Origin of the sequence: Streptomyces sp. Da 82-17 (assembly GCF_046098215.1) — a bacterium.
GTDB lineage: Bacteria > Actinomycetota > Actinomycetes > Streptomycetales > Streptomycetaceae > Streptomyces.
In genome coordinates, this window is the sequence record NZ_JBJURH010000022.1 from 66,608 (window position 1) to 85,418 (window position 18,811).

The following is an 18,811-nucleotide window of genomic DNA, read 5'->3' on the forward strand; positions in this document are numbered from 1 at the left end:
CCGCCGAGCCCGCACCATCGCAGCCCGCCCGGCCGAGCCCGCGTCACCGCAAGCCATCCGCCGAGCCCGAGGTGCCCCCGGGCCGCCCAGCTGAGCCCGCGTGACCGCAAGCCACCCGCCGAGCCCGCCCCGCCCCCCCCGCAAGCCCACCCGAAAGCCCCCGGACTTAACCCCCGCGCACCGTCCGGGCGTACACCCCAAGTGCCGGTTCCGGATCGCGCCCCAGGAGGGCTCGCAAGGCGTTGCTGTCGCGGATCGTCGTGCCGTCGAGGAAACCGCCGCTGATCGCGGAGTACGTGCTCATCAGCATCGGCACCTGGAACGGCAGGGCCTGACCGGCCGCGGTGATGTGGGCGCGGGTCGAGAGGAGGTCGGCGGGGGCGTACGAGGAACCGGTGGCGGCCGCCAACTCCGCGCCGCCGAGGGGGACTTCGCCCACCAGCTCGTACACCTTCCCGGAGTGCGCCCGGCTGTCGCTCGCCACGCGGGCCGCGACCTCCGCCAGGTCGGCGCGGGCCACGGCGGCGAGCCGGCCCGTGCCGAGCGGGGCCGTGATCGTGCCGTCGGGGCCGGGTGCCGCGACGGCGGCGAGGAACTCCGCGTACAGGCCGTTGCGCAGGATCGTCCACTCCAGTGCGGATTCCCGCAGTCTGCGCTCGGTCCAGCGGTGGGCGAGGGCGTACGTGAGGTGGTCGCCGTCGCCGCTGAGGCTGGTGTAGACGACCTGGCGCACGCGCGCGTGCTCGGCGGCCTCGATCACGCGCGCGTGCCGGGCGATGACGGTGTCGTCCTCGGCGGCGCCCGCCGAGATCATCAGGAGGGTGTCGACGCCGGAGAAGTCCAGGGACGCCGGGTCGTCGAAGTCGACGCGGCGCTGCCCGGGGGCGGGGGAGCGGGTGCCGACGAGGACGTCCTCGCGGCCGGAGAGCCGCTCGGTGACGAGACGGCCGAGGGCGCCCGTGGCGCCGGTGATCAGAAGCATGGGAACTATCGTGATCGGCGGTGCGCGCTCGCGTAAGGAGGCACTTTCATGTCAGCAGGGCACACCGCGGTAACCACCCCGCTCGCCCCAGGCGTCCCCACCGCTCCCGCCGTTTCCACTGCTCCCGCCGCCGAGCCCGTGATCCGCTGCGAGACCCCGCAGGACGAGTGCGGGGTGCGGGACCTGCTCGACCGGCTCGGCGACAAGTGGTCGGTCTACGTCCTGGTCGAACTGGCCGGAGGCGTCCTGCGGTTCAAGGAGCTGCAGCGCCGTATCCCCGGCCCCGTGTCGCAGCGCATGCTGACCCTGACCGTGCGCCGCCTGGAGCGCGACGGGCTGGTCTCGCGCACCGTCCACCCGACGGTCCCGCCGCAGGTCGAGTACGAGCTGACCGCGATGGGCCACAGCATGACCCACCTGGTGAAGGCGCTCTCCGACTGGTCCATAGCCCACCGCCCGGCCATCGCCGAGGCCCGCAGGGCGTACGACGAGACGCATCCCGCATGAGCCGCGGCAACGGGCGGGGCGGCGCGCCCCACGACTCGGGCCGTACGACGTCCGCCCAGGACCCCGTCTCCCGCGCCTTCGCCGCCGCCCTGTACGCGGACGGCGACGACGGCGTGGACACCGGCGCCGCCCTGCTCACCGCGGACCCGGCCCACGTGGCCGAAGCGCTGCGCCGCGGCGAGGAGTTCGTGCGCGGCGCCTGGCAGCGCGGCTGGCAGCCCGCCGACGTGATCCGCGTCGTACGCCGGGAGCTGACCGAGCAGCACGCGACGGTCGCCGCCGAACTGATCCGCCGCGAAAACGGGCGCTACAAGGAGCAGGATCTGCCGCCGCGCTGGCAGGACCAGCTGGACGAGCTGCCCGATCCGGCACCGCGCGGTGACCGATTTCTGTACGCGGGCGCCCTGTTGGAGCTGTACCGGCTGCTGCTCCGCCTGCCCTCCCTGGAGGCGGTCGGTCCGGTGCCCGGAACTCCCGTGCACGCGCGCGTGGCGCATGCCGAGCCGCGGATGCTGGCCCGGATCAGGGCGCTGCTCGCCAAGGCCGAGGCGACCGGCTACCCGGAGGAGGCGGAGGCGCTCACCGCCAAGGCGCAGGAGCTGATGGCCCGGCAGGGCGTGGACGAGGCGCTGCTCGCCCACCGCACGCACGCGCCGGACACCCCGGCGGCCCGCCGGATCGGCGTCGACGCCCCGTACGAGGCGGCCAAGGCGATCCTGCTCGACGCGGTGGCCGGGGCGAACCGCTGCCGCGCGGTGTGGAACGAGGCCTTCGGGTTCTCGACGGTGGTCGGCTTCGAAACCGACCTGGACGCGGTCGAGTTGCTGCACACCTCGCTGCTCGTGCAGGCCACGGCCGCGATGACCAAGGCGGAGGCGGCCCAGCGCAAGGGCGGCCGGAAGCGTACGAAGACGTTCCGTCAGTCGTTCCTGCTCGCCTACGCCCACCGCATCGCCGCCCGCCTCGACGAGGCCGCCGTCCACGGCACGGCGGCGGCGCGGGACGAGGCGGGCGAGGCGGCGGCCGACCTGCTCCCGGTCCTCGCGGCCCGCGACGTGGCGGTGGCGAACCGGGCCGACGAGATGTTCCCGGAGACCACCAGCACCCGGGTCCGCTCGGCCCAGGACGCGGCCGGCTGGCACGAGGGCACGGCAGCGGCGGACCGGGCGGGCATGTAGGCGGACCGGGCGGGCATGCAGGCGGTACGTGAGGCAGCACATGTCCGCGTACCGCCCGGACACAGCCGTACACGGAGATCACTCCCGCCCCCTCCCAACCTCCGCCGGTCGACGTATCCTCGCGACGTGAGCTGGCTGCGAGCGCTGAAGGAGACCGCACGGTCGGGCCTCAAGGTCGAGCGGCGGCGCCTTGAGCCGCTGATCACCGTGCGGGCGGGCGCGGGTCTGGCGATTGTCGTCGGAGTCAGCCTCTGGTTGTTCGGCCCGGCGGTGGCGGCGAGTTCGGCGTTCGGCGCGTTCCAGGCGGCGATCGCGACGTTCCAGCGCAGTTGGCGGCCCCGCCCGGTGCTGGCCCTCGCCTCCGGTGTCAGCCTCGGCATCAGCACGTTCCTCGGCTATCTCACCGGCGCCCACGTGGTGCTGTTCCTCGCGCTGCTCGCCCTGTGGACGTTTCTGTCGGGCCTGAGCTGGGCGGTCGGCCCGACGGTCGGCATCATCGCGGCGTCGAACGTGGCGATGATGCTGGTCACGATCACACTGCCGTCGACGCTCCTGGAAGCCGCCGGGCACGCCGCGGTGATCGCCGCGGGCGGCCTGGTGCAGGCGCTGCTGATCGTCTGCTTCCCGGTACGCAGATGGGGCGCCCAGCGTGACGCGCTCGCCGACGCCCTCGCCGCCGAGGCCGACTACGCCCGCCGCCTGCGCCACGATCCGGAGGCGCCGTTCGACCCGGCCCCGCTGATGGCGGCCAGGGACGCGGCCACGGTCACCCCGCGCCAGGCCCGCCGCCGCCCCGCCGAACTGCACGGCGCCCGGGGCCTGGCCGAGCGCATCCGCCCGGTCCTCGCCTCGCTCGCCGACCCGGCCGTCGGCGTGCCCGCGGAGGGCGTCGAGCGGGACCGGGTGCGGGAACTCCTCGCGGCGGCGGGCGAGGTGCTCGACGCGGCGGCCCGCGCGATCCGGCACGGTCGGCCCGCGGTGCTCCCGGCGTCGGCGCTGGCGGCTCTGCGTACGCCCGACACCGGCGCGATCCTGAGCGGCCCGCCGCGCCGGGCGGCCACGCGGCTCGCGGCGCTGCTCGACGACGTGGTCGAGACGGCGGACCCGCCCAGCTCGATCGCCGGGCGCCGCTCCCTGCTCTCGTCCCTGTCGACGATGGCGGGCCACCTCCCGCCTGCCGTCACCAACCACCTCCCACCCGCGGTCACCCGCACCCGGCAGCAGACCGGCAAGCCGGAGCCGAAGCCCACCGAGCAACCCACCGAGCAACCCACCGAGCAGCCCACCGAGCAGCCCGCCGACCAGCAGCCCACCGCCCAGCAGGACGCCGACCAGCACCCCACCGACCAGCAGGACGCCGACCGGCAGGGAGACACCGGCCCTGCCGTCACCGGCACCACGGCCCTCCCCGCGACCCTCACCTCCTCCGACACACAGCCCATCACCCTGTCCCGCCCCACCGTCCCCGAGCTGGCGCCGGTCGCCGCGCGCAAGATGCGGGACGAACTGGCCGAGTCCACACGGGAGTCGGCGGTCAAGCGGCACGCCTTCCGGGTCACGGTCGTGGCCGTCGTCGGCTACCTGATCGGCCAGGCCCTGCCCCTCGGCCACGGCTACTGGGCGCCGATGGCCTCGGTCATGGTGATGCGCCCGGACTTCTCGCAGACGTACGGCCGGGCCGTCGCCCGTTTCGGCGGCACCCTCGTCGGCGTGGCCGTGGCCACCGGGGTCGTCCAGCTCACCGACCCGGGCCCGCTGCTCTCCGGCGCCCTGGCCGTGATCTGCGCGGCCCTCACGTACCTCCTGATGAGCACCGGCTACGCGGTCTCGCAGGTGACGATCTCCGCGTACGTCGTGTTCCTGCTCGGCATGGGCGGCACCGAGTGGACCCAGACCGTGCCCGAGCGGGTCGTGCTGACCCTGGTGGGCGGGGTTCTGGCGATGCTGTCGTACGCCGTCTACCCGGCCTGGGAGACGCCGCGGCTCCGCACCCGGCTCGCGGACTGGCTGGTCGCGGGCGGGGTCTACGCGGCGACGGTCGTGCACCACTACGCCGAGCCCGTGGGCCGGCACTCCACCGATGTGCGCGAGACCCTGCTGACCATGCGGGACGCGCGGATCGCCTGGCAGGACGCGGTGCAGCGGGCCGAGGACGAACCCGTACGGCATCGCGGGCTCTCCCGGGCGGCGACCGAGGACGCCGGGCACGCGCTGGCCGAGATGGCCCGCGTCGCCATGCTGATGGAGGCCCACCTCCCGGACCGCGGCACCACCCCCGTACCGCCCGCCGCCCTGCTCGCCGACGCGCTGCGCGAGACGACCGAGCGGGCCGCGAAGGACGTACGGGAGAAGCGCGTCCCGGACTGGGATCCGGTGCGGAAGGTCCTCGACGACTGGGACGGCGAGGGGCTGCCCGACCGGGTCGTGCGCCGCGGCGGCCGACTGCTCCTCGAATCCCTCGACGAACTCTCCGAGGCCCTGGACACGAACACCCCGGCCGGGAAGAGCAAGCACGACGACGGGCCGCAGCCCCCGGAGGGAACTGCGGCCCGATGAACGGCGGTTGAGGCCCGCCGTCGAAACCGGTCGAGCCGGAGAATCAGCCCTGCGGCATGTCCGTGGGCATGTCCGTGGGCATGCCCGTCGGCAGGCCCTGCGGGAGCTTGCTCTCGTCGGTCTTCTTGAACGAGTCGGTGCCGGCGCCGTCCCAGGCGACCGTCATCGACGTGGCGTCCACGGACTCGATCTTGCCGGCCTCGCGCTCGCCGCCGCCCTGGCACTTCAGGTCGATCGTGGCGGTGGTGGCCTTGCCGACGCAGGTGGTGCCGGTCTTCTCGCCGACGCCCATCTCGGCGAGCACGGCGACCTTGCCGCCCTGCTGCACGGAGAGCGCCACCGACTTGCCGTTGTTCACCGCGACCCACAGGCCCTCGATGCCGCCCTTGGCGCCGGAGCCGGAGTTGTCGACGCCGTCCGAGCCGCCGCCCGTGGTGTCCTGGGCGCCGTCCTCGGCGGCGGACGATCCGCCCTTGCGCTTGCCCCCGCCGTCGTCGCTGCTGCACCCGGTCAGGGCGAGGGCGGCGACGACCGCAGCGGCGGCGGCACAGACGCGTACGTGCTTGATCATGTGAAGTCCCCCTGGACGGCTCGCGGTTCGAATCGGGTCGACGAAGCCGGGCCAAGCTACCAGGACGACTTGCGGACCCCGGGGAGATATCCGGCGTGCGCTTGCTCACGCAGGTTCACCCGGGAGAGTCCGAAGGTGCGCAGATAGCCGCGCGGGCGGCCGTCCACGCTGTCCCGGTTGCGTACGCGGGTGGCGCTCGCGTCCCTGGGCTGGTTCCGCAACTCCCGCTGGGCAGCGAGGCGTTCGGCCTCCGGGGTGTCCGGTTTGCGGATGAGTTCCTTCAGCTCGCGGCGGCGCTCGGCGTACCGGGCGACGACCTCGCGGCGGTGCTCGTTGCGGGCGATCTTGCTCTTCTTCGCCATCAGACCTTCACCCCGCGAGCGCGGATGCGGGCGACGGCCGCCTCGATCCCGATGGTGTCGACGGTCTTGATGCCCTTGGCGCTGAGCGTCAGCCGGACGTGCCGCCCCTCGCTCTCCAGCCAGTACCGCTTGCGCTGGATGTTCGGGTCGAAGCGGCGCGAACTACGCCGGTGGGAATGGGAGATCGTCTTGCCGAACTTCGGCTCGCGGCCGGTCAGCATGCAGTGCGCGGACAAGGTGATGCACCTCTCTGTGGGCTCGTCTCCACACGAGCTTGGTAATGGAAACCATTTCCATTTACTCTAGCCCACATGGCCCGCAACGAACTACGACCCGTGATCAAGCTGAGGTCCACCGCCGGCACCGGCTTCACGTACGTCACCCGCAAGAACCGCCGCAACAACCCCGACCGGCTGGTGCTCCGCAAGTACGACCCGGTCGTCGGCCGGCACGTCGACTTCAAGGAGGAGCGCTGAGATGAAGCCCGGTATCCACCCCGAGTACGGCCCCGTCGTCTTCCGCGACCGCGCCGCCGACTACGCCTTCCTGACCCGCTCCACGATCACCAGTGACAAGACGATCGAGTGGGAGGACGGCAACACGTACCCCGTGATCGACGTGGAGATCTCGGACCGCAGCCACCCCTTCTACACCGGCACCGCCCGCGTCCTGGACACCGCCGGCCGCGTCGAGCGCTTCGAGCGCAGGTACGGGAAGCGGGAGTCCCGCTGATGGCTGCGGACTTCGCGGTGGCCCTCGTCGCGGGGCTGCATGCCGACGCCCGCAGGGCCGCCGTGGAGCGGCTGCTCACCACCGTGCCGGACAGCGTCGCGCTGCACCACGACCTGTCGACCGCCGTGCAGGGCACGGTGGTCCGCACGGTCCGGGACGCCGGGGGCGTGTTCGCCACCGGGGAGACGCCGCTCGTCAACGACTGCGCCTGCTGCGCCCTGCGCGAGGACCTCGTGCCCGAGCTGGAGCGGCTCGCGGAGGCCGGGCTCACCCGGCTCGCCGTGGTCGAGCTGTGGGACTCGGTCGAGCCCAAGGCGATGGCGGAGGTCGTCGCGTCGGCCGGCCTGAAGGTCACCAGCGTCCTCACCGCCGTCGACCCCGCGCTGCTCCTGCCCTACCTCGGCAACGGCGACGACCTGATGGAGGCCGGCCTCGCGGCCGCCACGACCGACCAGCGCACCGTCGCCGACACCTGGGCCCGCCAGCTGGAGTACGCCCCCGTCCTCGCCCTCGTCGACAGCGCGGAGGCCGACGACGAGGACCGTGCCCTGCTCGCCCAGCTGCACCCGACCGCCCGCCAAGTCTCCGTCGAACAGGGCGACTTGGCCGAGGCGGCGCTCGCCGGGTTCGACGTCGAGGCGGCCGCCGCGGCCCAGCACCCGGCGTGCGCGCTGCTCCCGCAGGAGGCGGACGAGGCCGGCGTCGGCACGTACGTCTGGCACGCCCGCAGGCCCTTCCACCCGGAGCGGCTGTACCAGGCCCTGGAGGATCTGACCTGTGCGGCGGCGCGCAGCCGCGGGCGGTTCTGGCTCGCCGACCGGCCGGACTCGCTGCTCGCCTGGGACGCGGCCGGGGGCGCCCTGTGCGTCGAGAACGCGGGGCCCTGGCTGGCCTCGCTGCCGGACGCCGCCTGGGAGTTGGTGCCGCCGGTGCGCCGGGCCGCCGCCGCCCTCGACTGGCACCCCGAGCACGGGGACTGCTGCCAGCACCTGGTCTTCACCTCGCCCGGCCTCGACCGGGAGGGCCTCCGACAGGTCCTCGAATCCTGCCTGTTGACCGATGCCGAGTACGCCGCTGGCCGTGAGGCCTGGAAGCGGCTGCCGCCCGCCTTCGAACACCTCCTGGAGGTCTGAACCCCATGTCCCCCTCGCCGTCCCGCAAGCCCGCCCGCGGCAAGCCGGTCAAGTCCCGCCCCAACCCCCTGGACCAGGCGGGCATCACGTACGTCGACTACAAGGACACCGATCTGCTGCGGAAGTTCATCTCCGACCGGGGCAAGATCCGCTCGCGCCGGGTCACGCGGGTGACCGCCCAGCAGCAGCGGCAGATCGCGCGCGCGATCAAGAACGCCCGCGAGATGGGGCTCCTTCCGTACTCCTCGCGATGACGCCGCCGGTCACCGGCCCGACCATAGGTAGGAAATTTCCTACGTTTGACGCGTAGGAAATTTCCTACCTATCGTGGGTGCATGAACATCACCCACGCCTCCTTCGTCACCGTGCCCGTCGCCGACCAGGACGCGGCGCTCGACTTCTGGACGCGCACCCTCGGCTTCCAGGTCACCGCCGACCGGCAGATGCCGCCCGGCCGCTGGCTGCAGGTCGCGCCCGCGGGCGCGCAGACCGTGCTCACGCTCTCCGGCCCCGGAATGGGCGGCTTCACGCCCGGCAGCGCGCAGGGAATCATGTTCGCGACCGGCGACGTCGACGCCGACTGCGAGCGGCTGCGCGCCGCGGGCGTCGACGTCGAGGGCCCGGACGAGCTGCCGTGGGGGAGGATGGCCCAGTTCGCCGACCCCGACGGCAACCGCTTCATGCTGCTCACGGAGAAGGAAGGCGACTGACCCCTTGGCCCGGACCGAAGTCCCCGTCCAGGACCGCCTGTTCGCCGCCCTCGCCAACGGCACCCGGCGCGAGGTCCTGGCGCTGCTGCGCGAGCAGGGACCACAGCCCGTGCAGGCGCTCGCCGACCACTTCGACATGCGCCGCCCCAGCCTCTCGGAACACCTCAAGGTGCTCCGGGAGGCCGGACTCGTCTCCGAGGAACGCCACGGCCGGCAGCGCATCTACCGCCTGGAGGCCGCCCCGCTCGCCGAGGTGCAGGACTGGCTCCATCCGTACGAGCGGTTCTGGCGGGAGAAGCTCAAGGGGCTCGGCGATCTCCTCGACCGCATGCCGGACGATGAGGCATGACCACGCCCCACCCCGGCGACGCGTCCGACGACCACCCCGGCGACGAGCCCCACCACCACCCCGGCGGCGGGGCGGACGACCTCACCGCCCTGCGCGTCGACCAGTTCCTCCCCCACCCGCCCGCCAAGGTCTGGCGTGCCCTCACCGAACCCGAGCTGATCGCGCAGTGGCTGATGCCGGGCGACTTCCGCCTGGAGGTCGGCCACCGGTACACGCTGGCCGCCCTGCCCCGTCCCAACACCGGCTTCTCCGGCACCGTCCTCGCCGAGGTCCTCGCGTACGAGACCGGGCGGATGCTCCGCGTGCGCTGGCGGGACGCCGAGCCGGGCAACTCCGCGGACTGGACGATCACTTGGACCCTGGAGCCGGAAGGGCGCGGCACACGTCTCTTCCTCGTGCACGAGGGGTTCGACCCGGACGACCCGGCGCAGCTGATGGCGCACAAGATCATGGGTCAGGGCTGGCGCTCGGTCGTCCTGCAGGGCCTGGAGCGCGTACTCGCCTCGCTCTGAGCGCTCATTCCGGCCAGCGTCGGCCGGTTCCGGGCGCTTCGCTCCGAGCGAGCGGGGAACGTGCACTGAATCCCGCGTGAGTGGGCACGCGTATCGCAGTGAATGAACGGGGGTGTCGGCCTGGGAAGCGCTGTAACCAGGCAAGTACCCCGCGTGCACGTGCATCTGCCCATGCATCCGCATGTGAACAGGGTTATGATCCGGGGCAGTTGACGGCTTGACTAACACGAGTCACGGCACCACCGGGGAGCGACCTGTGCACCACGTGTACAACGGCATGGCGGCCACGGAGCTTGACGGTGTGGCCTGGCAGAAGAGCATGCACAGCAATTCGCAGGGCTCCTGCGTGGAGTTCGCGAAGCTGGCCGACGGCAGCGTGGCGGTGCGCAACTCCCGCCATCCGGACGGTCCGGCGCTCGTCTACACGCGCGCCGAGATAGAGGCGATGCTGCTCGGCGTCAAGGACGGGGAGTTCGACCACCTGATAGCGGGCTGAACCGCACGCAGGGCGAGTTGACCTGACGGGTTGACGCACCCGGGGCCGGACGGATCGACGCGTCCGGGGCCCGCGGAGCCGCGGCCCTCGGGTCCCTCGGACTCCTCAGGCCCCCTCCGGCGCCAGCCGGAACAGCGCCCACACCACCTTGCCGCCGAGCGCGCCGGACAGCGGGTGCCAGCCCCAGCCGTCCGCGAACGACTCGACCAGGAACAGCCCGCGCCCCGACTCGGCGGAGAAATCGGCCAGTTCGGAGTCGTCCCGGGCCACCGGCGACTCGGGGCTGGGGTCGCGCACCGCGCACACGAGCCGCGAGGTCCAGCGCATCAGCTGCAGCCGGACCGGCGAGTCCTCGTCCCGCGGGGTGTCCGACGGCAGGCCGTGCCGCAGCGCGTTGGTGACCAGCTCCGAGACGATCAGCGCGACGTCGTCGAAGCGGTCGTCCAGATGCCAGTCGCCGAGCGTACGGCGGGTGAACTGCCGGGCCGCGCGCACCGCTTCGTAGCGGGCCGGCAGGGCGCAGGTCGCCGCGTTCGACACCGCTGAGGGGTCGATGGGGGGAAGCCCCTGCCGTAACGGCTCGAGCATGGTCGATCCATTCGTCCCCATGCGAGGCACTCCCCGGTTTCGCGGCCAGTCAGCCAGTAGCGATGTTGCGGTGGTGCGCGCGGCCCATCGTTCCGAATGCGCAGGGCGGATGCAAGGGCAGATGCACGTGCACGCGCCGGAGTTGGACGTTCCCGTACCGGTTCTTGCTCATTTCTTCCTGTGACTTGTTTCGTAGCTGTTCTGTGAGAGGCCTGTTTCTGTAATCGATCGAGTACGGGGCGGAGCGTTTTAATGGCAGACTTCGGCCTCTGGCCAGACGTTCTCAATAGACGGGGAGAGTGGGGAGGGTTGTCCACGTGACCGCTGGAGAGTCATGGGGGTCCCCCCAGGCGGGCGGGCCCGGTGGCGGCTCTGTCGTACGACGCATCCTGCTGGGCTCGCAGCTGCGGCGGCTGCGTGAGGCCCGCGGCATAACGCGCGAGCAGGCCGGCTACTCGATCCGGGCGTCCGAATCGAAGATCAGCCGCATGGAGTTGGGACGGGTGAGCTTCAAGGCCAGGGACGTCGAGGATCTCCTCACGCTCTACGGCGTCTCGGCCGAGGCCGAACGCGGCCCGCTCCTCGACCTCGCCAAAGAGGCCAACGTCGCGGGCTGGTGGCACAGTTACTCCGACGTCCTACCCGGTTGGTTCCAGACCTATGTCGGGTTGGAAGGCGCCGCTTCGCTCATCCGCGTCTACGAAGTCCAGTTCGTCCACGGCCTGTTGCAGACCGAGGACTACGCGCGCGCGGTGATAGAGCGCGGCGCCCCCGGCCTCGGCAGGGCGGAGACCGAGCGCCGGGTCGCGCTGCGCCTGGAGCGGCAGAAGGTCCTCGTCTCCGAGCGCGCCACCCGCTTCCACTGCGTCCTCGACGAGGCCGCGCTGCGCCGCCCGTACGGCGACCGGGCCGTGATGCGGGGGCAGTTGGAGCATCTGATCGAGGTCTCGCAGCGGCCGAACGTCACCCTCCAGGTCATGCCGTTCAGCTTTGGAGGCCACGCGGGCGAGTCCGGATCCTTCGCCCTGCTCCGCTTCCCCGAGTCCGACCTGTCGGACATCGCGTATCTGGAGCAGCTCACCAGCGCGCTGTACCTCGACAAGCGCGAAGAGGTCAGTCAGTACGAAAAGGTCATGGAGCGGCTCCAGGAGGACAGCCCGAGTCCGGACGAGACCCGGGATCTGCTCCGTGGTCTGCTCCAACTCTCGTAAAACACAAGTACGATGACGTGTCATCAGGCGGCGCCGAGCGCGCCGATGACGTTCCCGAACCCGCGGTAAGGGGTCGCATGTCCTTCTTCACCGACCTTGGCCGGCAGTACATCGACGGCGCGTGGCGGACCGGCAGCGGCTCGTGGGACATCATCGACTTCAATCCGTATAACGGCGAGAAGCTGGCCGCCGTGACCGTCGCCACCCGCTTCGAGGTCGACGAGGCCTACCGCGCCGCCGAGCGCGAGCAGAAGGCCTGGGCCGCGCAGAGCCCGTACGCCCGGCGGGCCGTGATCGAGCGGGCGCTGCGGATCACCGAGGAGCTGGAGGGCGAGATCGTCGAGGCGATCATCGACGAGCTCGGCGGCACCCGCCTCAAGGCGGAGTACGAGGTGCACCTCGGCAAGGAATTCCTGCGCGAGGCGAGCGAGTTGGCGCTGCGCCCCGAGGGCCGGATCTTCCCGTCCACCACGGACGGCAAGGAGAACCGGGTCTACCGCCTGCCGGTCGGCGTCGTCGGCGTGATCAGCCCCTTCAACTTCCCGTTCCTCGTGACGCTCAAGTCGGTCGCGCCCGCCCTCGCGCTCGGCAACGGCGTCGTGATCAAGCCGAACCAGAACACCCCGGTGGTCGGCGGCGGCCTGATCGCGAAGATCTTCGAGGACGCGGGACTGCCGCCCGGCCTGCTGAACGTCGTGGTGACGGACATCGCCGAGATCGGTGACGCGCTCATAGAGCACCCGGTGCCGAAGGTGATCTCGTTCGCCGGCTCGGACCGCGTGGGCCGGCACGTCGGAGCGGTGACGGCCAGTCACTTCAAGCGCGCCGTACTGGAGTTGAGCGGGAACAGCGCGCTCGTCGTCCTGGAGGACGCGGACGTGGACTACGCGGTGGACGCGGCCGTCTTCAGCCGGTACGTCTACCAGGGCCAGGTCTGCATGGCCGCCAACCGGATCCTCGTGGACCGGGCCGTGCTCGACGAGTTCACCGCCAAGTTCGTGGCCCGGGTCAAGGCGCTCAAGGCCGGCGACCCGCGCGACCCGGACACCCAGATCGGCCCCGTCATCAACGCCTTCCAGGCCGACGCGCTCACCACGCTCGTCGACCAGGCCCTCGCCGAGGGCGCCACGGCCCTGGTGCGGGGGCGCACGATCGGCAACCTGGTCGAGCCGACCGTCCTCACCGGCCTGCCCGACGACTCCCCGATCCTGCGCCAGGAGATCTTCGGCCCGGTCGCGCTGCTCGTCCCGTTCGACGGCGAGGACCACGCGGTCCGCCTCGCCAACGACACCCCGTACGGCCTCAGCGGCGCCGTGCACACCTCGGACGTGGAGCGGGGCGTGAACTTCGCCCGGCGGATCGAGACCGGCATGATCCACGTCAACGACGGCACGGTGCACGACGAGCCGTACGTGGCGTTCGGCGGCGAGAAGCAGTCCGGGCTCGGGCGGCTGAACGGCGACTCGACGATGGACGCGTTCACCACCCAGAAGTGGATCTCGGTGCAGCACGGCCGGAGCCGCTTCCCGCTGTAACGGCCGCTGTGGGAGCGGGAGTTCAGTCCGCGTCGCCCGGGTGGCGCTCCCCGGTCGCGTACGGGTTGTCCTCGCCCTCGGCGAGCACGCCCACGAACGGCTCGCCCTCGCCGGAGAAGACGTACGCCCCCTGCTCGATGCGCTCGATCAGGCCCCGCGTCCACGCGGCGTCGGCGTCCGCCGAGTGCACCCAGAAGTTCATGATCTCCCCGATGTGGCCCAGCTGTTCGGGCCCGCCCTCGGGCGTGTAGTACTCGGTGACCGACCTGCGCCACTCCTTCAGGCCCTCGACCCGCTTCTTCAGCAGCTCCACGGCTTCCGCGCGCGGCAGGTCCACGATGAACCCGATCCCGGCCGAGAGCACGTCCAGCTTCTGGTCGTACGACGTGAGGGCCTCGCGCAGCAGCCTCAGATACTCCTCGCTGCCCTGCTCGGTGATCTCGTACTCGGTGCGCGGCGGGCCGCCCGCGGTGGACGGGGCGATCTCGTGGGCCTTGAGCAGTCCCTGCTTCGCCATCTGCTTCAGGGCGTGGTAAATCGAGCCGGGCTTGGCATTCGACCACTCGTGCGCGCCCCAGTACTCCAGGTCGTTCCGCACCTGGTAGCCGTGGGCGCGGCCGTGCATGCGGACGGCGCCGAGAACCAGGAGTCGGATCACGGACATGGGCAGCCCTCCCTTCCTAATCAACTTTGACTAGGCTACCTGGAGCGCGCCGTCCGGACCACGCCCGCCCCTCCGGTCAGGCGGATGCCGCGCCGGCTTCCTCGATGAGCTCGAAGGCGGTCTTCCCGTCCAGGGACTCGCGGATGATGTCGGCGTGCCCGGCGTGCCGGTCGACCTCGCTGATCAGGCGAAGCAGCAGCCAGCGCAGCGACACCCGCTCCTTCGGGAACCAGGGCTGGTCCGGCAGCGCGAAGGTCGCGTTCAGATCGGGCGCGCTGCGGATGAACTCCTCGGTCCGCGCGGCCACTTCGTCCCAGTACGCGAGCTGCGAGGCCACGGTCTCGTCGCGTACGAGCACGAAGCACTCGTGCCAGTTGGACTCGTCCCGCTTCACCTCCGGCTCCTCGCCCTTGGCCCGCGCCACCCAGCCCTGCTCGACCTCGGCCACATGCTTGACCAGGCCCGCAAGGGACAGCTCGCTCGCGCTCGGCCGGGACGAGGCCTGCTCGTCGGTCAGCCCGAGCACTGTCCGCCGGAGCCCGCCGCGGGCCTCGTCGAGAAAGCCGAGCAGGGCGCCGCGCTCGTCGCCGTGAGCTTCCGCAGGAACGTGCATGACCATGACGGCCACCTCTCGATCGGGATCGACACCGGTACTTCCTGAGTACGAAGGTACGGAGGCTTGCGGACAGCTCCGGTCCGCAAGAACGGCCGACTCTCAGTGGTGGAACCCCGTGTCCTCCCGCGCCGCCCGGCCCGCAGGGCCCGACTGCCGCCGCAGCTCCGGCAGCAGGCGGTCCAGGTCGTCGAGGAGCAGTCCCGCCAGATCCGCCGAGAACCCGTTGCGGCACACCACCCGCAGCACGGAGAGGTCCTGCCGGTTCGCCGGGAACGTGTACGCCGGGACGAGCCAGCCCCGCTCCCGCAGCCGCCGCGACACGTCGAACACGTCGTACGCCCGCACGTCCGGCGCCGTCGTGCAGGCGAAGACCGGCAACTGGTCGCCACGGGTGAGGAGGTGGAAGTCGCCGCGCGCCTCGATCCGTTCCGCGAGCCCGCGCGCGACGTCCCGCGAGGCCTGCTGGACGGCCCGGAACCCCTCCCGGCCGAGCCGCAGGAACGTGTAGTACTGCGCGACGACCTGGGCGCCGGGCCGGGAGAAGTTCAGGGCGAACGTCGGCATCTCGCCGCCCAGGTAGTTCACCCGGAACACCAGCTCCTCGGGGAGTTCCGCGGCCGACCGCCACAGCGCCCAGCCGACGCCCGGGTAGACGAGCCCGTACTTGTGCCCGGACGTGTTGATCGAGGCCACCCGCGGCTGCCGGAAGTCCCACTCCAGGTCCGGGTCGAGGAACGGCGCCACCATCCCGCCCGAGGCCCCGTCCACGTGCACCGGCACGTCGAGCCCCGTCCGCTCCTGCAACTCGTCCAGGGCGGCGCACAGTTGGGGCACGGGCTCGTACGAGCCGTCGTACGTGGAGCCGAGGACCGCGACGACGCCGATCGTGTTCTCGTCGCAGAGCGCGGCCGCCGCCTCGGGGTCGAGGTGGAAGCGGTCGCCCTCCATCGGCACCTGCCGGGCCTCCACCTCCCAGAAATTGCAGAACTTCTCCCAGCAGACCTGCACGTTGACGCCCATCACCAGGTTCGGCCGGGCCTCCCGCGAGGGGTAGCGGTCGGCGTTGCGCCGCGCCCAGCGCCGCTTGAGGGCCATCCCGGCGAGCATGCACGCCTCGCTCGACCCGGTCGTCGAGCAGCCCACCGCCCCGCCCCGGCCGGGCGCGTGCCACAGGTCGGCGAGCATCGCCACGCAGCGGCGCTCCAGCTCGGCGGTGCGCGGGTACTCGTCCTTGTCGATCATGTTCTTGTCCCGGCACTCCGCCATCAGGACACCGGCCTGCGGTTCCATCCACGTCGTGACGAAGGTGGCGAGGTTGAGGCGGGCGTTCCCGTCCAGCATCAGCTCGTCGTGCACCAGCTGGTACGCGGTCGAGGGCGGCAGCGGCCCGTCCGGCAGCCGGTGCCGGGGCGGGGCCTCGGTCATGCCGCCGACCGGATCGGCCTCCCCGAGGAACGGGTTGAGCGCGAGCCTGCGCAGCTCGGGGTCCGCCTCCGGCTCCCGGCTCTCACCCTTGTGCAGGGGCATGGCGGCGCCCTTCTCTCGTACGCGTGCGGGGTGGTGGGGCCCGCGGGGGTCCGTACGCGGTCACGATAACCGGGCAAATGGGGCATCAGCCTGTCGAGCGGGCCGGGCTTGCACCTCACGTGACGTGAGGCCTCAAGGTGAGGGGCGTACCGAGAAGACACCGGAAGGAGCGGGCGGCGATGAGCTATTCCGTGGGGCAGGTCGCGGAGTTCGCGGGCGTCACGGTGCGCACGCTGCACCACTACGACGAGATCGGCCTGCTGGTCCCCGGCGAACGCAGCCGTGCCGGCCACCGGCGCTACGGCGACACGGACCTGGACCGGCTGCAGCAGATCCTGTTCTACCGGGAGCTGGGCTTCCCGCTCGACGAGGTGGCGGCACTCCTGGACGACCCGGACGCGGACCCGCAGGAGCATCTGCGCCGGCAGCACCGGCTGCTCACCGACCGGATCGGCCGGCTGCAGGAGATGGCCGCCGCCGTCGAGACCGCCATGGAGGCGAAGAAGATGGGCATCAACCTCACGCCCGAGGAGAAGTTCGAGGTCTTCGGCGACTTCGACCCCGACCAGTACGAGGAGGAGGCCGAGCAGCGCTGGGGCGGCACGGACGCCTACGCCCAGTCGAAGCGCCGCGCGGCCTCGTACACCAAGGAGGACTGGCTGCGGATCCAGCGCGAGGGCGACGAGATCACGCAGCGCTTCGTCGCCCTGATGGAGGCGGGCGCCGCCCCGGAGTCCGAGGAGGCGATGGACGCCGCCGAGGCCCACCGCCAGTGGATCTCCCGCAACCACTACGACTGCTCGTACGAGATCCACACCGGCCTCGGCGAGATGTACGTCGCCGACCAGCGCTTCACCGTCAACATCGACAAGGCCAAGCCGGGGCTCGCCGCGTACGAGCGCGAGGCGATCCTCGCCAACGCGATCCGGCACGCGTGAGGGGGAGGGGCGGCGGTTTTCAGGAGTGCGGCGTGATCACCACGGCCGTGCCGTACGCGCAGACCTCCGCCGCCCCCTCCATCGCCTCCGTGACGTCGAAGCGGAACATGAGGACCGCGTTGGCGCCACGCGCGCGTGCCTGGTCGACGAGGCGCTCCATGGCCTGGTTGCGGGTCTCGACGAGGGTCTTCGTGAGCCCCTTGAGCTCGCCGCCGATCATCGACTTCAGGCCCGCGCCGATCTGGCTGCCGATGTGCCGGGACCTGACGGTGAGCCCGAAGACCTCGCCGACCACCTTCTGCACCTGGAACCCGGGCACGTCATTGGTCGTCACGACCAGCACGTCCGCCTCTGGCGTCTGACCGCCGCCGAAGTCCTCGATGCCCATCTCCGTCCACCTCCGTGGGGTCGCTTCCGCTCGACTGCTGCCAGCTTTGCCCCTGTGCGGAAGGGGTGCATCCTGGGGGAGCACGGTGGAACCTGGCCCTGGTTCCTTGCGTTGATAGCTTTGGGCGGCCGCATCGGCTGTTCCCTCTCCACCGACACCCCCAGGAGCCCGGACCCGTGATGACGACGCTTGCGCTCGGACCAAGCTGGCTCGATCCGGACTTTCTGCTGAACAAGTTCGGACTCGTCGGCCTGCTGATCATCGTGTTCGCCGAGTCCGGCCTCCTCATCGGCTTCTTTCTGCCGGGCGACTCCCTGCTGTTCACCACGGGCCTCCTGGTGACCACCGACAAGCTGGACACCCCGCTGTGGCTGGTGTGCACGCTGGTGTGCATCGCCGCGATCCTCGGCGACCAGGCGGGTTACCTCTTCGGCCGCAAGGTCGGCCCCGCGCTGTTCAACCGGCCGGACTCCCGCTTCTTCAAGCAGGAGAACGTGACGAAGGCGCACGAGTTCTTCGAGAAGCACGGCCCGAAGTCCCTGGTCCTGGCCCGCTTCGTGCCGATCGTGCGGACGTTCACGCCGATCATCGCCGGCGTCTCCCGGATGAACTACCGCTCCTTCATCACGTACAACGTCCTCGGCGGCATCCTGTGGGGCGCGGGTGTCACGCTCCTCGGGGCCTGGCTCGGCCAGATCGACTTCGTGCACAAGAACATCGAGGCGATCCTGATCCTGATCGTCCTGATCTCGGTCCTGCCGATCATCGTCGAGTTCCTGCGCGCCCGCTCGAAGAGCAAGAAGGCCGCCGCCGAGGCCCCCGCCCAGGCGCCCCCGGCGAACCCGGCCGCCCAGGCCCCCGGCGTCGACCACCCCACCCAGCAGCTGCACGCCCACCAGCCGCACCAGCACCCGCAGCGCCCCCAGCCCCCGCAGGCGATGCAGCACCAGCAGCAGTACGGCCACCAGCAGGCCTACTACCCGTACCAGCAGCAGTACGAGCAGCCGTACCAGCAGCAGCCGTACGGCCAGAACCAGCAGCCGTACGAGCAGCAGCCCCAGCAGTACGACCCGAACCAGCAGGCGTACGAGCAGCCGTACCAGCAGCAGCACCAGCAGTACGGCCAGAGCCAGAACCAGGCGTACGACCCGCAGGACCCGAACCAGCCGCCCTACTACGGCGGGCACGCACGGCGCTAGCCGCCGACAGCCGAAGGAGGGGCGGTCGTACGTCGCGTACGACCGCCCTTCCTCGTG

The 18,811-nt window shown here is 71.5% G+C and carries 24 protein-coding genes; 15 read left to right on the forward strand and 9 right to left on the reverse strand.

Features of this window, described 5'->3' with window-relative positions:
• Positions 1-166 precede the first annotated feature (166 nt).
• Positions 167-982, reverse strand: a complete 816-nt coding sequence (locus tag ACIDOF_RS30030) for an NAD(P)H-binding protein (protein ID WP_409009296.1) — start codon at positions 980-982, stop codon at positions 167-169.
• A 48-nt stretch (positions 983-1,030) separates the two neighbouring features.
• Between ACIDOF_RS30030 and ACIDOF_RS30035 the strand changes: the two genes are divergently transcribed.
• The 3 genes from ACIDOF_RS30035 (at position 1,031) to ACIDOF_RS30045 (ending at position 5,223) form a co-directional block, all read left to right on the forward strand.
• Positions 1,031-1,489, forward strand: a complete 459-nt coding sequence (locus ACIDOF_RS30035; protein ID WP_409009297.1) for a winged helix-turn-helix transcriptional regulator — start codon at positions 1,031-1,033, stop codon at positions 1,487-1,489.
• Entirely contained in the window at positions 1,486-2,667 is a 1,182-nt protein-coding gene (locus ACIDOF_RS30040; RefSeq protein WP_409009298.1) for a DUF2786 domain-containing protein, read from the forward strand. Before ACIDOF_RS30035 ends, ACIDOF_RS30040 begins: the two co-directional genes overlap by 4 nt.
• Positions 2,668-2,793: 126 nt before the next feature.
• Positions 2,794-5,223 carry an FUSC family protein gene (locus tag ACIDOF_RS30045; protein ID WP_409009299.1) on the forward strand — a complete coding sequence of 810 codons (2,430 nt, stop codon included), beginning with the start codon at positions 2,794-2,796 and terminating at the stop codon, positions 5,221-5,223.
• Between the two features lie 43 nt (positions 5,224-5,266).
• On the opposite strand, the gene ACIDOF_RS30050 is transcribed toward ACIDOF_RS30045, so the two are convergent.
• Genes ACIDOF_RS30050 through rpmB form a run of 3 tightly spaced genes read right to left on the reverse strand, consistent with a single transcriptional unit; the run spans position 5,267 to position 6,392 of the window.
• Complete coding sequence (locus tag ACIDOF_RS30050; protein WP_409009300.1) at positions 5,267-5,794, reverse strand: hypothetical protein; 528 nt, start codon at positions 5,792-5,794, stop codon at positions 5,267-5,269.
• Between the two features lie 56 nt (positions 5,795-5,850).
• On the reverse strand, positions 5,851-6,156 hold the full coding sequence (gene rpsN, locus ACIDOF_RS30055; RefSeq protein ID WP_409009301.1) for a 30S ribosomal protein S14: 306 nt from the start codon (positions 6,154-6,156) through the stop codon (positions 5,851-5,853).
• Complete coding sequence (gene rpmB, locus ACIDOF_RS30060) at positions 6,156-6,392, reverse strand: 50S ribosomal protein L28 (protein ID WP_409009302.1); 237 nt, start codon at positions 6,390-6,392, stop codon at positions 6,156-6,158. Before rpmB ends, rpsN begins: the two co-directional genes overlap by 1 nt.
• A gap of 75 nt (positions 6,393-6,467) precedes the next feature.
• Here rpmB and rpmG point away from each other — a divergent pair, with 75 nt between their 5' ends.
• The 8 genes from rpmG to ACIDOF_RS30100 all read left to right on the forward strand — a co-directional run bounded on the left by rpmG (position 6,468) and on the right by ACIDOF_RS30100 (position 10,088).
• Positions 6,468-6,632, forward strand: a complete 165-nt coding sequence (rpmG, locus tag ACIDOF_RS30065; RefSeq protein ID WP_409009303.1) for a 50S ribosomal protein L33 — start codon at positions 6,468-6,470, stop codon at positions 6,630-6,632.
• A gap of 1 nt (position 6,633) precedes the next feature.
• Positions 6,634-6,888 carry a type B 50S ribosomal protein L31 gene (locus tag ACIDOF_RS30070; RefSeq protein WP_409009304.1) on the forward strand — a complete coding sequence of 85 codons (255 nt, stop codon included), beginning with the start codon at positions 6,634-6,636 and terminating at the stop codon, positions 6,886-6,888.
• The gene (locus ACIDOF_RS30075) at positions 6,888-8,021 is read left to right on the forward strand and encodes a CobW family GTP-binding protein (RefSeq protein ID WP_409009305.1); all 1,134 of its coding nucleotides are present in this window, start codon (positions 6,888-6,890) and stop codon (positions 8,019-8,021) included. Before ACIDOF_RS30070 ends, ACIDOF_RS30075 begins: the two co-directional genes overlap by 1 nt.
• 5 nt (positions 8,022-8,026) lie before the next feature.
• Complete coding sequence (rpsR, locus tag ACIDOF_RS30080; protein ID WP_409009306.1) at positions 8,027-8,275, forward strand: 30S ribosomal protein S18; 249 nt, start codon at positions 8,027-8,029, stop codon at positions 8,273-8,275.
• Positions 8,276-8,356: 81 nt separating this feature from the next.
• A complete protein-coding gene (locus ACIDOF_RS30085) occupies positions 8,357-8,731 on the forward strand; it encodes a VOC family protein (RefSeq protein ID WP_409009307.1) in 375 nt (124 codons plus the stop codon).
• A gap of 4 nt (positions 8,732-8,735) precedes the next feature.
• A complete protein-coding gene (locus ACIDOF_RS30090; protein WP_409009308.1) occupies positions 8,736-9,080 on the forward strand; it encodes an ArsR/SmtB family transcription factor in 345 nt (114 codons plus the stop codon).
• Complete coding sequence (locus ACIDOF_RS30095) at positions 9,077-9,592, forward strand: SRPBCC family protein (RefSeq protein ID WP_409009309.1); 516 nt, start codon at positions 9,077-9,079, stop codon at positions 9,590-9,592. Before ACIDOF_RS30090 ends, ACIDOF_RS30095 begins: the two co-directional genes overlap by 4 nt.
• Positions 9,593-9,848: 256 nt before the next feature.
• Positions 9,849-10,088 (forward strand): DUF397 domain-containing protein, encoded by a 240-nt coding sequence (locus ACIDOF_RS30100; RefSeq protein ID WP_409009310.1) that lies wholly within the window; start codon positions 9,849-9,851, stop codon positions 10,086-10,088.
• Between the two features lie 105 nt (positions 10,089-10,193).
• Here ACIDOF_RS30100 and ACIDOF_RS30105 read toward each other — a convergent pair whose 3' ends face one another.
• Positions 10,194-10,697 carry an ATP-binding protein gene (locus ACIDOF_RS30105; RefSeq protein WP_409009311.1) on the reverse strand — a complete coding sequence of 168 codons (504 nt, stop codon included), beginning with the start codon at positions 10,695-10,697 and terminating at the stop codon, positions 10,194-10,196.
• A gap of 296 nt (positions 10,698-10,993) precedes the next feature.
• Between ACIDOF_RS30105 and ACIDOF_RS30110 the strand changes: the two genes are divergently transcribed.
• Together ACIDOF_RS30110 and ACIDOF_RS30115 are read left to right on the forward strand one after the other, a co-directional pair.
• On the forward strand, positions 10,994-11,887 hold the full coding sequence (locus tag ACIDOF_RS30110; protein ID WP_409009312.1) for a helix-turn-helix domain-containing protein: 894 nt from the start codon (positions 10,994-10,996) through the stop codon (positions 11,885-11,887).
• Positions 11,888-11,964: 77 nt separating this feature from the next.
• Positions 11,965-13,422: an aldehyde dehydrogenase family protein gene (locus tag ACIDOF_RS30115; protein WP_409009313.1), complete on the forward strand. Its 1,458-nt coding sequence runs from the start codon at positions 11,965-11,967 to the stop codon at positions 13,420-13,422.
• Positions 13,423-13,444: 22 nt separating this feature from the next.
• Here the strand turns inward: ACIDOF_RS30115 and ACIDOF_RS30120 are convergent, their stop codons facing one another.
• The 3 genes from ACIDOF_RS30120 to ACIDOF_RS30130 all read right to left on the reverse strand — a co-directional run bounded on the left by ACIDOF_RS30120 (position 13,445) and on the right by ACIDOF_RS30130 (position 16,229).
• Positions 13,445-14,086 (reverse strand): PadR family transcriptional regulator, encoded by a 642-nt coding sequence (locus ACIDOF_RS30120; protein WP_409009314.1) that lies wholly within the window; start codon positions 14,084-14,086, stop codon positions 13,445-13,447.
• 76 nt (positions 14,087-14,162) lie between these two features.
• Positions 14,163-14,705: a DinB family protein gene (locus ACIDOF_RS30125; protein WP_409009315.1), complete on the reverse strand. Its 543-nt coding sequence runs from the start codon at positions 14,703-14,705 to the stop codon at positions 14,163-14,165.
• Positions 14,706-14,801: 96 nt separating this feature from the next.
• Positions 14,802-16,229, reverse strand: a complete 1,428-nt coding sequence (locus ACIDOF_RS30130; RefSeq protein WP_409009316.1) for a glutamate decarboxylase — start codon at positions 16,227-16,229, stop codon at positions 14,802-14,804.
• 179 nt (positions 16,230-16,408) lie between these two features.
• Between ACIDOF_RS30130 and ACIDOF_RS30135 the strand changes: the two genes are divergently transcribed.
• Positions 16,409-17,167: a MerR family transcriptional regulator gene (locus ACIDOF_RS30135; RefSeq protein ID WP_409009317.1), complete on the forward strand. Its 759-nt coding sequence runs from the start codon at positions 16,409-16,411 to the stop codon at positions 17,165-17,167.
• A gap of 19 nt (positions 17,168-17,186) precedes the next feature.
• On the opposite strand, the gene ACIDOF_RS30140 is transcribed toward ACIDOF_RS30135, so the two are convergent.
• Positions 17,187-17,555, reverse strand: a complete 369-nt coding sequence (locus tag ACIDOF_RS30140; RefSeq protein ID WP_409009318.1) for a YbjQ family protein — start codon at positions 17,553-17,555, stop codon at positions 17,187-17,189.
• A 179-nt stretch (positions 17,556-17,734) separates the two neighbouring features.
• Between ACIDOF_RS30140 and ACIDOF_RS30145 the strand changes: the two genes are divergently transcribed.
• Positions 17,735-18,754 carry a DedA family protein gene (locus ACIDOF_RS30145; RefSeq protein WP_409009387.1) on the forward strand — a complete coding sequence of 340 codons (1,020 nt, stop codon included), beginning with the start codon at positions 17,735-17,737 and terminating at the stop codon, positions 18,752-18,754.
• The last annotated feature ends 57 nt before the right edge of the window (positions 18,755-18,811 follow it).